We start from the raw sequence: 13,761 nt of genomic DNA, 5'->3' as shown, positions 1-13,761 counted from the left end.
ATGCCAGCCCGAAATGCCGGGAAATATAGAAGGAAATAGGGTTTTGATAATACCTGAAAACACGCAATCGGACACGTTAAGTCACTATGTTTTGACCCAAAACGCGCACGTAAAATGAGTTAATTAAATCGAGGTCATCCGGGGAATATGTGCAGTTAATACGTGAATTGCAGATACAAAAAAACCACCTTTCGGTGGTTTCACGACACTGCTTATTGCTTTGATTATTCTTTGTTTCCCATGGTAGCCGGAGTGGGACTTGAACCCACACAGCGCGAACGCCGAGGGATTTTAAATCCCTTGTGTCTACCGATTCCACCATCCGGCCAGGAAAGAAAGTGGAGGCGCGTTCCGGAGTCGAACCGGACTAGACGGATTTGCAATCCGCTACATAACCGCTTTGCTAACGCGCCGTAAAACTTTTCAAACTGACACCCGCTGTTGCGCATGTCTTTAATCTGGAGCGGGAAACGAGACTCGAACTCGCGACCCCGACCTTGGCAAGGTCGTGCTCTACCAACTGAGCTATTCCCGCATGTCATCAAGTAAATGTCTAACCACTTGATTTAATTATCGTCCGGCTTGCTGTGCCGCCGTTCGATGCGTTGCATTCTACTGATATGACGTTATGAGTCAACGTTATTTTTTGCATCCCCGGATCGTTTGCTGAAAATTACGGCGAAACGATCACTGATCAAGCAAATCTCCGCGCGCAGCGTTCAAATATTGCAGCATTGACCACAGCGTCAGCACTGCCGCCACCCACAGGAGGCCAATCCCCGCCCACTCAACCCAGGCGTTCGGACGCCACAGCATCCAGACCAGCGCCGCCATCTGCGCCGTCGTTTTCACTTTCCCAATCCAGGAGACCGCCACGCTGCTGCGTTTTCCCAGCTCCGCCATCCACTCGCGCAGCGCGGAGATGATAATCTCACGGCCAATCATGGTTGCCGCAGGCAGCGTTACCCACCAGGTATGATAGTGCTCAGCCACCAGCACCATCGCAATCGCGACCATCACTTTATCCGCCACCGGATCGAGGAAGGCACCGAAACGGGTGCTTTGATTCCAGCGGCGCGCCAGATAGCCATCAAACCAGTCTGTTACCGCTGCAATAAGGAAGATCAATGCGCAGGCAAAGGGTGCCCAGACAACTGGCAGGTAAAACGCCAGCACAAAGAACGGGATGAGTACGACACGAAAAAGAGTGAGCAACGTAGGGATGTTATATTGCATAGTGACGGTAACTATTTGTTGTCAGTAAAATTTAGCTCTATGTTGCTACAGAGCCCTCAATGTTTCAACGAGTAGTAGATCTTTTCTGCCAGCCCTTGCGAAATACCCGGCACTTTTGCAATTTCCTCCATGCTGGCGTTGAGTAATCCTTGCAATCCGCCCATATACTTCAGCAGCATCTGGCGACGTTTTGGCCCCACGCCTTCGATCGTCTCGAGTGAGCTGGTGTTTTTCACCTTCGCCCGTTTTTTGCGGTGACCGCTGATAGCGTGATCGTGCGATTCATCGCGAATATGCTGGATGACGTGCAGCGCCGGAGAGTCCGGCGGCAGGCTGAAGCCCTCACCTTCCGGCTCGAAGAACAGTGTCTCCAGACCGGCCTTACGATCGGCCCCTTTTGCGACGCCCAGCAGCAGCGGATGGTTTTTATCCCAGCTGACATCAAGCGATTCAAATACCGCTTTCGCCTGGCCGAGCTGCCCTTTCCCACCGTCAATCAGGATCACATCCGGGATCTTGCTCTCTTCTATGGCTTTACCATAGCGACGACGCAGCACCTGATTCATCGCCGCATAGTCATCGCCCGGGGTGATGCCGGTGATGTTATAGCGGCGATACTCGGCGCGCAGCGGACCGTTAGCATCAAACACCACGCAGGACGCGACCGTCTGTTCACCCATCGTATGGCTGATGTCGAAACACTCCATCCGTTTCACTTCCGGCAGCTTCAGCAGCGCCGCCAGGGCCGTTAAACGCTGGTGCACCGTCGACTGCTGCGACAGCTTCGTGCTCAGCGCCGTTGCCGCGTTGGTCCGCGCCAGCTTCAGATAGCGCGCGCGATCGCCGCGCGGTTTGGTTTGTACATTGACCCGGCGCCCCGCCAGTTCAGAGAGCGAATCGGCCAGCAGGGTTTTATCGTCAAGATTAAAATCGAGCAGGATTTCAGAAGGCAGCGTGCGCATCTGGCTGCCCTGCAGATAGAACTGGCCGACAAAGGTTTCCACCACTTCACCCAGTTCGGTACCGCCAGGCACTTTCGGGAAATAGCTGCGGCTGCCGAGCACTTTGCCCTGGCGAATAAACAGCACGTGCACGCAGGCCATTCCGGCGTCAAAGGCCACGCCGATGACGTCGAGATCGTCACCGGTATTTGAGACAAACTGTTTCTCAGTCACTCTGCGCACCGCCTGGATTTGATCGCGGATACGCGCGGCCTCTTCGAACTCGAGTGCGGCGCTGGCTTTTTCCATCCGCGCGATCAGCTGCGTTAACACCTGATCGTCCTTGCCGGCTAAGAACAGGCGCACATACTCCACCTGCTGGGCATACTCGTCTTCACTGACCAGCCCTGCCACGCACGGCCCCAGGCAGCGTCCAATCTGGTACTGCAGGCACGGGCGCGAACGGTTACGGTAAACGCTGTTTTCACACTGGCGGATCGGGAAGATTTTTTGCAGCAGCGCCAGCGTTTCTCGCACGGCATAGCCGTTGGGGAACGGCCCGAAATATTCACCCTTCGCATGTTTTGCACCACGGTGCATGGCGAGGCGCGGATGGGTGTCGCCGCTCAGAAAGATGAACGGATAGGATTTATCATCACGCAACAGGACGTTATAGCGCGGCTGGTAGAGCTTAATATAGTTGTGCTCAAGCAGCAGCGCTTCTGTCTCCGTGTGCGTGACGGTAACATCAATATTCTGGATGAGTGAGACCAGCGCTTCGGTCTTACGGGAGGCCAGGTTACTGCGAAAATAGCTGGAAAGGCGTTTTTTAAGATCTTTTGCCTTCCCCACATAGATAACCGTACCGCCAGCGTCATACATGCGATAGACGCCAGGCTGGCTGGTTACGGTTTTCAGAAATGCTTTTGAATCGAACACATCACTCACTGACTTAACAACGTCTCCGCATTACACAAACCATGTCGGATGGCCAGATGCGTCAGTTCGACGTCACCATGAATGTTCAGTTTACTGAACATCCGATAACGATAGCTGTTTACCGTTTTCGGGCTGAGATTCAGCTGTTCCGAGATCTCATTCACCTTCTGACCTTTGGTGATCATCAGCATAATCTGCAATTCACGCTCGGACAAACTGGCAAAGGGTGATTCGGTTTTCTCGGGCTCGATCTGACTCAGCGCCATCTGCTGAGCGATGTCGGACGCAATATAACGCTGTCCGGCATACACAGAACGGATAGCATTGACAACCTCCTGCGGTGCAGCACCTTTACTCAGGTAACCCGCCGCGCCCGCCTGCATCACTTTCGCGGGCAGTGGATTTTCGGTATGCACCGTCAGCATGATGACTTTAGTGTCTACAAAGGTACGCGCGATTTTGCGTGTTGCTTCAAGACCACCGATACCGGGCATGTTCATATCCATCAGCACCACATCAGCGGAGTGGGTACGGCACCATTTTACCGCATCTTCGCCACAGCATGCCTCACCGGCAACTTTAATACCTTTAATATCTTCAAGAATGCGTCGTATCCCTGCGCGCACCAGTTCGTGGTCATCAACAAGAAGGACGTTGATCAAAGGAAATGTCTCCAGAATAGGGATAACGCTACTGTGTGATAATTTGGTTTATATTAACGGTTTTCCTGACAAGATTAAAACGTTAAAAAACCGGCTATTCGATTTTGCTCTCGTTTTTGGAAATTAGGCTGTACAGGCGGTGGAAAGAGAGCCCGTGCATTCAGGGCTCTTGCAGCTTTTTTTAACCATCTGTATTCAAAAAGTTACAAAAAACGGGCTGGCTTAACCTGCGCAAAAACAGGGTTCAACTTTTTGTAACAATAATTAACGGCAAGCGAACCCGAAGTAAACAATTAATAATCATTAAGCGGGTTGAGTTTACCGGTACGATCTGTTTACGCAATTAAACATCAGCGTAAAAGTACGAAAAACAACCGCTGCATTTTTTGCTTCAGCTTGTGGTATACTCCGCCGCCTTGACTTTCGTCGTCGCGCTTTAGCGCCGTTTAATAATGAGGAAAATAAATGAGCACACCTGAATTTGCCACTGCGGAGAATAACCAGGAACTGGCACAGGAAGTAAACTGCCTGAAAGCGCTGCTAACGCTGATGCTGCAGGCGATGGGCCAGGCTGATGCCGGTCGTGTGATCATTAAAATGGAAAAACAAATCGCGGAGATGGAAGACCAGGCTGAATCAGCGGTATTTGCTAACACCGTTAAGCAAATCAAGCAAGCGTACCGCCAGTAACAAAAAAACGGCTGGATGCAGTGCATTCAGCCGTTCGCTCGTCTGTCACGCAGAACGTTTTACTGCGTCAAATCAGTCCCGTTGCCGCCGCATAGCACGCGATCTGCGTCTTGTTGGGCGCGTTGAATTTCTTCTGCATATTCTTCTGATGGAAGTTAACGGTATTCTCTGAGATCGAGAGAATGATCGCTATTTCCGCTGACGTCTTCCCTTCCGCAGTCCATTTCAGAATTTCACGCTCGCGCTTGCTGAATTTCATTTCCGGCGGCATGACCATCTCATCGTCAAAACGCATCAGCGAGGTTAAGGCCATTTGCACCAGCATTTGCAACCGCAGCTCTATTTCTTCATGGGCTAATGGCCCTTCCTGTACACGCGTACGAGACACGGACAGGAAACCAAGCGCATGATTTGGCAGCATCAGGCACTGCGTTATTCCCGAGCGTAAACCGTGATCCTGGGCGCTGTGCCATAATTCCTGCGCCTCGGCGAATAATGCATCTGTCCAGGGGAGATGGCCCTGAATGAAATTCTCCGGTTTTAAAACCGGATCAATCGCGAAATAGTTCGCGGATTGATATTGCGCCATCCACAACTTTGGGTAAGTGGTTTGCAGGGAGATCTTAGGGCGGGTAAATGGCACGGGATGGCGCACGCAGAGCGCGTAATAATCGAATTCCAGCGCCTGAGTTTGTCGCTCCAGCTCCTGATATACCTCGGCGGCACAGGTCAATTCCTGAAACCGGAGGGAGCAATCCCGTCGCCAGGTGAAAAAGTCTAAATCCTTCATACTTACTAAATGAAGCCTCTGAACAGATAATCATTATTATGGTGAATATAAACTAACACATAAAACTTTTTTCTAGCCACAAAATATCGGCAATAGCACAATTAACTTTACTATCGATAAGGTTTATCCGATCTGGATGGAATAAAAAAACAGAAGCCCTCGCGCAGAGGGAGAATAATTTGCTCCAGAATCAATTTCTGGAGCAAATGCGTGCAAAAATGCTACTGCATAAGGAATTTTTCAAGGAATTGACGGGTTCGCGGCTGTTGAGGGTTAGCGAACAGGCTTTTCGCTGGCCCCTGCTCCACGATCCGTCCCTGATCCATAAAGATGGCTCTGTCAGCGACATCGCGCGCAAAGCTCATTTCATGGGTCACGATCACCATCGTACGTTTCTCCTGTGCCAGCTGGCGAATGGTGTTCAGCACCTCGCCCACCAGTTCCGGATCGAGCGCAGAGGTCGGTTCATCAAACAGGATCACGTCCGGGCGCATCGCCAGCGCGCGCGCAATCGCCACGCGCTGCTGCTGCCCGCCCGACAGGCGACGCGGATAGCTGGTCTCTTTCCCCGCCAGCCCGACTTTGGCGAGCAGTTCGCGAGCACGCGCCGTCGCTTCTTCTTTTGGCTCACCTTTAACGATCACCGGCCCTTCGATGATGTTCTCCAGCACAGTACGATGCGGGAAAAGGTTAAAGTTCTGGAAAACAAAGCCGACATGCTGGCGCAGGCGGCGAATCAACCCTTTTTGTTGGCTGATGGATTTCCCGGTATCAATCGTTATATCCCCGACGCGGATGGTACCGCCTTCCGGCTGTTCAAGCAGGTTAATGCTGCGCAGCAGCGTCGTCTTTCCCGAACCGCTCGGTCCAATAATCGTCACCACTTCGCCCTGCTCGACTTCCAGATCGATCCCGTGGAGCACCGTTTGACCGTGGAATTTTTTCACCAGGTTTTTTACGTTAATTGCACTCATTTTGGATCACGCTCCTGGCGGTTAAGCTGGTTTTCGAAATAGTTTTGCAGAGCAGAGAGCACCGTCGCCATCACCCAGTAAATTAGCGAGGCGGCCAGATACATGGTAAAGACCTCAAGCGTACGGGAGGTGATGAGCTGTGCCTGACGGAAAAGCTCCGGAACCTGAATCGTTGCCGCCAGGGAGGTATCTTTCACCAGGCTGATAAAGCTGTTGCTGAGCGGCGGAAGCGCCACGCGTGCCGCCTGCGGCAGGATGGCCCGGCGCAGCGTCTGCCAGGGCGTCATCCCGATACTGGCCGCCGCTTCCCACTGCCCTTTGTCAATGGAGGAGATGGCCGCACGCAGGGTTTCGGAGGTGTACGCCGCGGTATTGAGCGACAGGCCAATCATCGCCGCCGGAATCGGATCCAGCTCGATTCCGAACTGCGGTAAGCCGTAGTAGATCATAAAGAGCTGGGCGATAAGCGGCGTACCGCGAAACACGGAGATATAAAAGCGCGCCAGCCAGCGCACCGGCAGGACAGGCGACAAGCGCATTAAGGCCAGTATAAATCCCAGTACCAGCCCAAAGAACATCCCGCCGATACTGAGCTGCAACGTAAATACCGCACCTTTCAGCAGATACGGCAGAGAATCAATAACCAGTTGAATACTTTCTTGCATTATTATTTTTCGACCTGATTTTTAGACATGAGGATGGTAGGCAAACAGCGCAGGCGCTCCGCCGGTATGGACAAACAAAATCGGCCCTTCATCCTTAAAGCGTTTTTGCGCAATGCCGTCGATCAGTCCCGCCATCGCTTTGCCGGTATAGACCGGATCGAGCAGTATGCCCTCGAGGCGCGCCAGCAGTTCCACCGCTTCCATTCCCTCTTCGTTCGGCGTGCCGTAACCCGGCGCAAAATAGTCATCCCAGAGCAGAATATCGGCCTTTGCCTTCAGTTCCAGCTGCTCTGCAACCGCCTGCTGTAGCGTAACCACTTTCGGCTTCTGATCCGCCACGCTGCGGGACACCGTCACGCCAATCAGTTCGACCTCCGGAAGCAGTTGCTCCAGCCCCACCGCCAGCCCGGCATGGGTGCCCGCACTGCCGGACGCGACCACGACGGAGGAGAGACTCACCGCCCCCTCGCACTGCTGCGCGATTTCCAGCGCGCTTTCCACGTACCCCAGCGCGCCCAGCGCATTCGAACCGCCGACGGGAATAACGTAGGGGCGAAAACCCTGCGCTTCCAGACGCGTCGCCAGCTCATCGAGCTGGGCGGTCGGGTCGGTCAGCGCGTCAACCATCTCAACCTGCACGTTAAACAGGTCTAACAGCAGGCGGTTACCGTTGGTGAGATAGTTTTCAGCCCGCGTGCCAATCGGGTTTTCCAGCAACGCCACGCAGTGGAGCCCAAGCTTCGCCGCCACGGCCGCCGTCTGGCGAACGTGGTTGGACTGGATGGCCCCGGCAGTGATGAGCGTATCCGCACCTTCGCGCAGGGCGTCCGCCGCCAGAAACTCCAGCTTGCGCAGCTTGTTGCCCCCCATCGCCATGGGCGTCACGTCATCACGCTTAATAAAAATATCGCGCCCTAAATAATCAGAAAATCGCGGGAGATACTCCAGCGGCGTCGGCGCGCCGATGAACTCCAGGCGGGGAAAGCGCGTTAAATTCTGTAGTGACATGGATGCTCCGGTAACTCAGACAAAATGTGATATTTTTCATTATGCACGCAGACGCGTAAGAAATAAAAAAGGCGCTTTTAAAAGCGCCTTTTTTTACGTCAGAAACTTATTTCGTGACGTCTGCCCCGAACCACTTCTCGGAAAGCGCCTTCAGGCTACCGTCTTTTTGCATGTCAGCAATCGCGGAATCAATCGCTTTCACCAGGTCTTCGTTACCTTTACGAACGGCCACGCCGGATTCCTGACGAGAGAACGCATCACCCGCTACCGCCAGGGTGTTGTTGGTTTTCTTCACCAGATCCAGTGCTGCCAGGCGATCAACCAGAATGGCGTCGGTGCGGCCCACGCGCAGATCCTGGTATTTCGTCGGGTCATCATCATAGGTGCGGATATCCACGCCCTGAACGTTCTGGCGCAGCCACTCTTCGTAGTTGGTTCCCAGACCGACACCGACTTTCTTCCCTTTCAGGTCCGCAGCCGTTTTGATGGTGCCTTCGTTGCCTTTCTTCACCAGCGCCTGAATACCGGACACGGTATACGGGGTGGAGAAGTCATACTTTTTCTTACGCTCGTCAGAGATGGTGACCTGGTTGATGACCACGTCAATGCGTTTCGAATCCAGCGACGCCAGCATACCGTCCCATTTGGTCGGTTTCAGGGACGCTTTCACGCCGAGGTGTTTTGCCAGCTCTTCAGCAAACTCCACTTCAAAACCGGTCAGCTTGCCGTCATCGCCCTGGAAGCTGAACGGAGGATAGGTTCCTTCCAGCCCGACCAGCAGCGTACCGCGCTCTTTTACTTTATTCAGCAGGTTTTCTGCGGCGAACGTTTTCACGCTCATGCCCGCAACCAGCGCAACGGCCATAACACCCATCAGCGCCTGACGACCCAGAAGTGCAAATTTCATAAATACCCCGATATAGTGGAATTTTTACGTAGTGTAGAGAAATCGCCTGCAACGTCAAAGGCGACTGCGCTACATCTTATTCTTTTTTAATATATATCAGAAGTTGTTCCGGCGTGGGCTTTCTGCTTTATGGCACCCGGCATTTGTACCTTATATTGTGCGTACTTGCGCAGCGCAATCCGGTAGTTGTTGGTGCTGGTCGCAGGCAGCCACGGCTCCAGGTTCTCGTCGAGATAACCGGTTTTGAGCAGATCGCGGGAAATGTTGTTCACGGTCAGATGTTGCCCGAGGCGGCGCAGGCGAACCACGTATTCGCGAACGGTGCCGTGGCTCATCTCCGTTTGTTCAAACAGGAACTGCTTGAAGCCGATAATGTCGAAGAAGTCGCTTTGCTCTTTGCAGTGGAGATCGCCACAGAAACGGCAAAGCGCCACCCACTCTTTTTGCTCTTCGAGCCATGCTGCTTCGTCCATCAACGTGTCGAGGCGAGAAATCGCGATCTTATTGACGATTTCGCCGCGGCGAACCAGCGTGATACGATCGAGTAACTTGTTACAGTGGGCGCAATGCGTCTGGCTGTGTTTAAAGTCTTTAAGGTAGCGGCTTAAAGGCCGTCTTTTAGATTGCTGCACCGTCATGATAACTCCTGGTTGTCAATACGTTGTGCGGCATTTTTAAGGTGAATCAATCACCTATAACTTACCCAGCTTGGTTCGTAAGCGTTTAATGGCCTGGCTGTGCAGCTGGCTCACCCGCGACTCTCCCACCTCCAGAACAGCGCCAATCTCTTTGAGGTTAAGCTCTTCCTGGTAATAAAGGGTCAATACCAGCTGTTCGCGTTCAGGCAGAGCTTCAATAGCTTCCATGACGCGCTGGCGTAAATTCCCTTCCATTAAATGGTGTAACGGGTTTTCTTGCTGGTGCTCATCCGTCACCAGCTCGATGCTATCGCCATGCTCTTCTCGCCACTCGTCATAAGAGAAGAGTTGGCTATTATTGGTATCGAGCAACATCTGACGATACTCTTCAACAGCAATGCCAAGACGATCCGCCACTTCAGTTTCCGTTGCGTTGCGTCCCAGTTCCTGTTCCAGCTGCCCCATCGCATGCGCCACTTCGCGTGCGTTGCGGCGAACACTGCGCGGTACCCAGTCACGGCTGCGCAGCTCGTCCAGCATCGCACCACGAATACGCTGAACTGCGTAAGTCGTAAATGCCGTTCCTTGCAGAGCGTCGTATCGGTCAACTGCATTCAATAACCCGATACCGCCCGCCTGTAGCAGATCGTCGAGTTCCACGCTCGCCGGCAAGCGCACCTGGAGGCGCAATGCTTCGTGACGCACCAGCGGGACATAACGCTGCCACAGCGAGTGTTTATCCATTACACCTTCAGCGGTATAGAGTGAATTCACGATAAACAGCCCTGCGTTAGTTGAGTTATCGGCATGATTATCCGATTCTGGAGGGGTTTTAATCGGGAGAATAGTGGGTGAAATGGGGGGTTATTTGGAGACTAAAAAATTTCAAGCACTGTTGAAGCGCTACCACCATGTACGAATCGTATGAATAAAAGGAAATAAACCTCGTTTTTCGATGCATAACTTTGCTCAAGCAAGCGCAACAATAGACTTCATTTGCCTTAGGTGACGAGCATGAAAGCAGAATACACATCTTTAACTAAACTTTATGAATATATTGCAAATTCTAATGCCAGAGTAATTTCGTTCGATTGCTTCGATACTCTTTTCTGGCGAAAAATGGCTTCACCTATAGATGTTTTTACCGTCATTGACCCCTCAATAGATATTGTCAGTCGGGTACAAGCTGAGCAACGTGCGCGCGCTAAAAAAATGATTAATTGTGGTCACTCGGAGGTAAATTTAGCTGAAATATACAAGCAATTGTTACCATTGGCTAACCCAACCCTTATTGATGAATATATTCAAAAGGAGATTGCCGCAGAAATAAAATATGGCTTCCTACATGAGCCAACCATAAATCTGTTGAAGCTTGCGAAAGAAAAAAAATATAAAACCATCATCGTCAGTGACATTTATTTTAATAAAACACAGCTAAGGCATATTATAACATCGTTGTCACCTCAAGTTTCATATTTGATTGATGATATTTATTGTTCAAGCGAACACGGAGTCGGAAAGACGACAGGACTGTGGGATAAGGTTTTAAACCAAGAAAAAGTACCTGCTGCGCAGTTAATTCACATCGGTGATAATAAAGCAGCTGATTTTATTTCACCAAATAAATTGGGCATTGACGCCATTCATTTTCGTCATACCCACGATGAAATAAATAAAATTTTTAGACAACGAGAGAGCGTAGCGACTCTCATCTTCCCTAAATTACGCAAAGAAGCGCCTATCCCTAACTTGTGGCATAGTTGGTTTTCCGAAAATGTCGATGATGAGACATCGGCACAAAAATTAATTGGCTGGGGCATTCTCGGTCCAACGTTGCGTTGTTTTGCAAATAAAATCTTTGAAGATTATAAAAAGAAAAATAATACAAAAATTGCTTTTTTAATGCGTGATGGTTTTATGCCACGCTTAGCTTTTAATATCTTACACCCGGAAATAGAAACGCATGATGTTTATATTTCTCGCTTATGCTCTATTCGCGCAAGTTTCATATCAAAAGAAAGTATTAGTGATCATATCATTACTCTTTTTAATAGTATGGATGATGATATTGCGGATCAATATGTTAACGACGAGACACTGAAATTAGTATCCAAACACTTTGGAATTAATCAAAAAGACATGATTTCTCTTAAAAAAAAGCTTAGCCAAGGAAACTATAAAATCAACGAGCTAATAAAAATCATCCTCAGTAAAAATTACACTCAACATATTATTAATAATTCCATGCAATATCGCAAAAAGCTAATTAAACATATTATAAACAGCACAGGCATTAAGGCTGGCGATCATTTATTATTAGTTGATTTAGGGTACGAGGGCACAACACAGAATTTGTTGCAAACCATTTTACAAGAAGAGTTATCTATTACTATTTCTGGTTGTTACATGATTGTTTCATATACCCCGGAATGGAAAAGTAACCGAACGGGGATAGTGACCCCTGAGACTTTTGACTACCGTACAATCAAAGCCTTGACAAACCATATTGCAATTTATGAATCCCTTTGCTCATCTCATCGGAATTCAACTGTAGATTATACTGACGAAGGTATTCCTGTAGGCGAAGCACCAAGTATCAGTGAGAAGCATCTATCTTTAATAAGAGAAATACAGAACGAAGCATTATATTTTATCGGTTCACCCACAACCAATTTGGCTTACGAAGCAGAGTATGAAATTACTTCCTCAATTATTGACTTATTCCGTTTTATTTATTTCCCAACAGAAAGTGAAATACGCTGTTTCAGTAATATGAAATTCGATATCAATCTTGGTTCTGATCAGATTTCAACACTGTACAACCTAAGCAAACATAATTACCAGATGAAAAAATTTGGACCTTCTTTACTAACTGATAGTAATGCCAATATAAACATTACTAATACACCGACAGAATTACGTTATAGTGGCATAGAACAATCTATTGCACTCCTAAGCAGTTATCGTTATGGGCTTACTTGGTCCTTAACCGATGCGTCCTACCGCAAGAAATTGGTTGATATTCTCTATATTAACAACACTACTGTTGTTACAAAAAAATTAACCGCTATGTATACTCATGAAGGATGCTACTCTCTCTATATTCCTATAGTTACGGCAGAAATAGTAATGAAACTGAATGATAAGTGTAATGGTATAGAACTGATATCTGTATCCAGAATAAAAACAAACCTCGTATACAAAGCATACAATGACTCTCAAATGCAAGAGTTACATATAAATAATGATTGGTTTATTGATGGCGCAGATGTTGCAAAAGGTATCATCACAGGTCTTAGCCCTGCCTCGATTTTATACTTCAGACCTCGCAATTCTCGCAATGATGATGTTATTCATATTGTATATCGTCCCATTGGCGATAGTTGTGACGCGGAGATTAATAATGGATGATTTTTTCTCCAATGGGCTTGTGTTAGCATTTAATAATGTACCTGTTGAAGTAGATGATAGTGTTTTTTTATTCTGGGAAGCTCTATCTCTTGAGCTTCAAAAAAAACACATGCATTTAATTGTTGCCACCACTACAGAATTACCTAATATGTCTTTTTTTACAATACCCATACACTATCACATTGCGGATTTGCATTACCAAAATACCAATAATATTGATGTACGAACTTCTAATTTTATTGCTACGGAGGATATTCTTAGCTCATTATCTACGCAATATCAATGTAGTCTATCTGTTTCACATGAAATTGCTAATTGTGGCATAGCATTTTATAGTGAGCTGATAACCGCTATTAATCCAGCAACTATAATTGGTTGGCAAAGTAATGATATAACGAATTGGATTGTACGAAATATTGCATTGCAGAGAGGCATCCCTTTTTGGTCAATGGAGCGTGGATTCCTAAAAAATACACTGATGATGGATATTGGGGATAATTATCTTCAATCAGAATTATTAACAAGTTTGATGATAGAGAATTTATATGATAAATACGTGCCTGACCCTGAATTGTGGGAGAAACTAAAATCCATAATACTTAACAAGTATAATCTTATCGGAAAGTACCATTCAACTGCTTTTAAAGAAACTGATCAATTCAAAGCAGAGTATGGCATTCCTGAAAAAAGCGCTATTATCGCGATATTCAATCATGGACCGCTTGGACTTGCTGTTAAGCATAATAATAGCCGATACCGCACCATCAATAAACTGAAAACTGATGAAGTCAACGAAAAGATAAAAGCAATAATGAAAGAGTGCATCAAAAGAAAAATTTATATCATTTATCAAGAGCACCCGTTATCATTATATGACAATACAGGGATTGAAATACCTAA

13 protein-coding genes, 3 tRNA genes and 1 pseudogene are annotated in these 13,761 nt (G+C 48.6%); 4 read left to right on the top strand and 13 right to left on the bottom strand.

All coding sequences use genetic code 11. The features are described from left to right. Positions 1-241: 241 nt before the first annotated feature. The 6 genes from ACVCAM_RS08905 to uvrY form a co-directional block, all read right to left on the bottom strand. Positions 242-328: transfer RNA gene (locus tag ACVCAM_RS08905), tRNA-Leu, on the bottom strand. 11 nt (positions 329-339) lie between these two features. Continuing rightward, positions 340-413 (bottom strand) — tRNA-Cys (locus ACVCAM_RS08900). Positions 414-459: 46 nt separating this feature from the next. Next, positions 460-535: transfer RNA gene (locus tag ACVCAM_RS08895), tRNA-Gly, on the bottom strand. Positions 536-687: 152 nt separating this feature from the next. Further along, positions 688-1,236, bottom strand: a complete 549-nt coding sequence (pgsA, locus tag ACVCAM_RS08890; protein ID WP_008500348.1) for a CDP-diacylglycerol--glycerol-3-phosphate 3-phosphatidyltransferase — start codon at positions 1,234-1,236, stop codon at positions 688-690. 56 nt (positions 1,237-1,292) lie between these two features. Next, positions 1,293-3,125, bottom strand: coding sequence for an excinuclease ABC subunit UvrC (gene uvrC / locus ACVCAM_RS08885; RefSeq protein WP_039024164.1), 1,833 nt, complete (start codon positions 3,123-3,125; stop codon positions 1,293-1,295). Then, complete coding sequence (gene uvrY, locus ACVCAM_RS08880) at positions 3,122-3,778, bottom strand: UvrY/SirA/GacA family response regulator transcription factor (RefSeq protein WP_023293888.1); 657 nt, start codon at positions 3,776-3,778, stop codon at positions 3,122-3,124. The genes uvrC and uvrY overlap by 4 nt, the downstream gene beginning before the upstream one ends. A gap of 371 nt (positions 3,779-4,149) precedes the next feature. On the opposite strand from uvrY, the pseudogene ACVCAM_RS08875 reads away from it, so the two are divergent. Both ACVCAM_RS08875 and ACVCAM_RS08870 read left to right on the top strand, forming a co-directional pair. Then, positions 4,150-4,218 (top strand): annotated as a pseudogene (locus ACVCAM_RS08875) (hypothetical protein); the annotation flags it as partial. A 25-nt stretch (positions 4,219-4,243) separates the two neighbouring features. Next, positions 4,244-4,468 carry a DUF2594 family protein gene (locus tag ACVCAM_RS08870; protein ID WP_008500345.1) on the top strand — a complete coding sequence of 75 codons (225 nt, stop codon included), beginning with the start codon at positions 4,244-4,246 and terminating at the stop codon, positions 4,466-4,468. Positions 4,469-4,535: 67 nt separating this feature from the next. On the opposite strand, the gene sdiA is transcribed toward ACVCAM_RS08870, so the two are convergent. The 7 genes from sdiA to ACVCAM_RS08835 form a co-directional block, all read right to left on the bottom strand. After that, a complete protein-coding gene (sdiA, locus tag ACVCAM_RS08865; protein WP_008500344.1) occupies positions 4,536-5,258 on the bottom strand; it encodes a transcriptional regulator SdiA in 723 nt (240 codons plus the stop codon). A gap of 221 nt (positions 5,259-5,479) precedes the next feature. Next, the gene (gene tcyN / locus ACVCAM_RS08860) at positions 5,480-6,232 is read right to left on the bottom strand and encodes an L-cystine ABC transporter ATP-binding protein TcyN (RefSeq protein WP_447093574.1); all 753 of its coding nucleotides are present in this window, start codon (positions 6,230-6,232) and stop codon (positions 5,480-5,482) included. Further along, entirely contained in the window at positions 6,229-6,897 is a 669-nt protein-coding gene (gene tcyL / locus ACVCAM_RS08855; protein WP_008500342.1) for a cystine ABC transporter permease, read from the bottom strand. Before tcyL ends, tcyN begins: the two co-directional genes overlap by 4 nt. A 21-nt stretch (positions 6,898-6,918) precedes the next feature. Next, entirely contained in the window at positions 6,919-7,905 is a 987-nt protein-coding gene (gene dcyD, locus ACVCAM_RS08850; protein ID WP_407223496.1) for a D-cysteine desulfhydrase, read from the bottom strand. Positions 7,906-8,011: 106 nt separating this feature from the next. Continuing rightward, the gene (gene tcyJ, locus ACVCAM_RS08845) at positions 8,012-8,812 is read right to left on the bottom strand and encodes a cystine ABC transporter substrate-binding protein (protein ID WP_021240470.1); all 801 of its coding nucleotides are present in this window, start codon (positions 8,810-8,812) and stop codon (positions 8,012-8,014) included. A gap of 86 nt (positions 8,813-8,898) precedes the next feature. Beyond that, a complete protein-coding gene (fliZ, locus tag ACVCAM_RS08840; protein ID WP_008500339.1) occupies positions 8,899-9,450 on the bottom strand; it encodes a flagella biosynthesis regulatory protein FliZ in 552 nt (183 codons plus the stop codon). 54 nt (positions 9,451-9,504) lie between these two features. After that, entirely contained in the window at positions 9,505-10,224 is a 720-nt protein-coding gene (locus tag ACVCAM_RS08835; protein WP_008500338.1) for an RNA polymerase sigma factor FliA, read from the bottom strand. Positions 10,225-10,464: 240 nt separating this feature from the next. Here ACVCAM_RS08835 and ACVCAM_RS08830 point away from each other — a divergent pair, with 240 nt between their 5' ends. Beyond that, positions 10,465-12,861 (top strand): hypothetical protein, encoded by a 2,397-nt coding sequence (locus tag ACVCAM_RS08830; protein WP_155267963.1) that lies wholly within the window; start codon positions 10,465-10,467, stop codon positions 12,859-12,861. Continuing rightward, on the top strand, positions 12,854-13,761 hold a 908-nt coding region (locus ACVCAM_RS08825; RefSeq protein ID WP_447093573.1), incomplete at its 3' end, for a hypothetical protein. The genes ACVCAM_RS08830 and ACVCAM_RS08825, both read left to right, overlap by 8 nt.

It is taken from the genome of Enterobacter sp. CFEC122 (genome assembly GCF_052983755.1).
This window is presented reverse-complemented; position numbering and strand designations above follow the sequence as displayed.

Bases quoted from the DNA above. Each gene is read 5' to 3' on its own strand.
- pgsA (WP_008500348.1), bottom strand. From the start codon at position 1,236: ATGCAATATAACATCCCTACGTTGCTCACTCTTTTTCGTGTCGTACTC.
- ACVCAM_RS08870 (WP_008500345.1), top strand. From the start codon at position 4,244: ATGAGCACACCTGAATTTGCCACTGCGGAGAATAACCAGGAACTGGCA.
- sdiA (WP_008500344.1), bottom strand. From the start codon at position 5,258: ATGAAGGATTTAGACTTTTTCACCTGGCGACGGGATTGCTCCCTCCGG.
- tcyN (WP_447093574.1), bottom strand. From the start codon at position 6,232: ATGAGTGCAATTAACGTAAAAAACCTGGTGAAAAAATTCCACGGTCAA.
- tcyL (WP_008500342.1), bottom strand. From the start codon at position 6,897: ATGCAAGAAAGTATTCAACTGGTTATTGATTCTCTGCCGTATCTGCTG.
- dcyD (WP_407223496.1), bottom strand. From the start codon at position 7,905: ATGTCACTACAGAATTTAACGCGCTTTCCCCGCCTGGAGTTCATCGGC.
- tcyJ (WP_021240470.1), bottom strand. From the start codon at position 8,812: ATGAAATTTGCACTTCTGGGTCGTCAGGCGCTGATGGGTGTTATGGCC.
- fliZ (WP_008500339.1), bottom strand. From the start codon at position 9,450: ATGACGGTGCAGCAATCTAAAAGACGGCCTTTAAGCCGCTACCTTAAA.
- ACVCAM_RS08830 (WP_155267963.1), top strand. From the start codon at position 10,465: ATGAAAGCAGAATACACATCTTTAACTAAACTTTATGAATATATTGCA.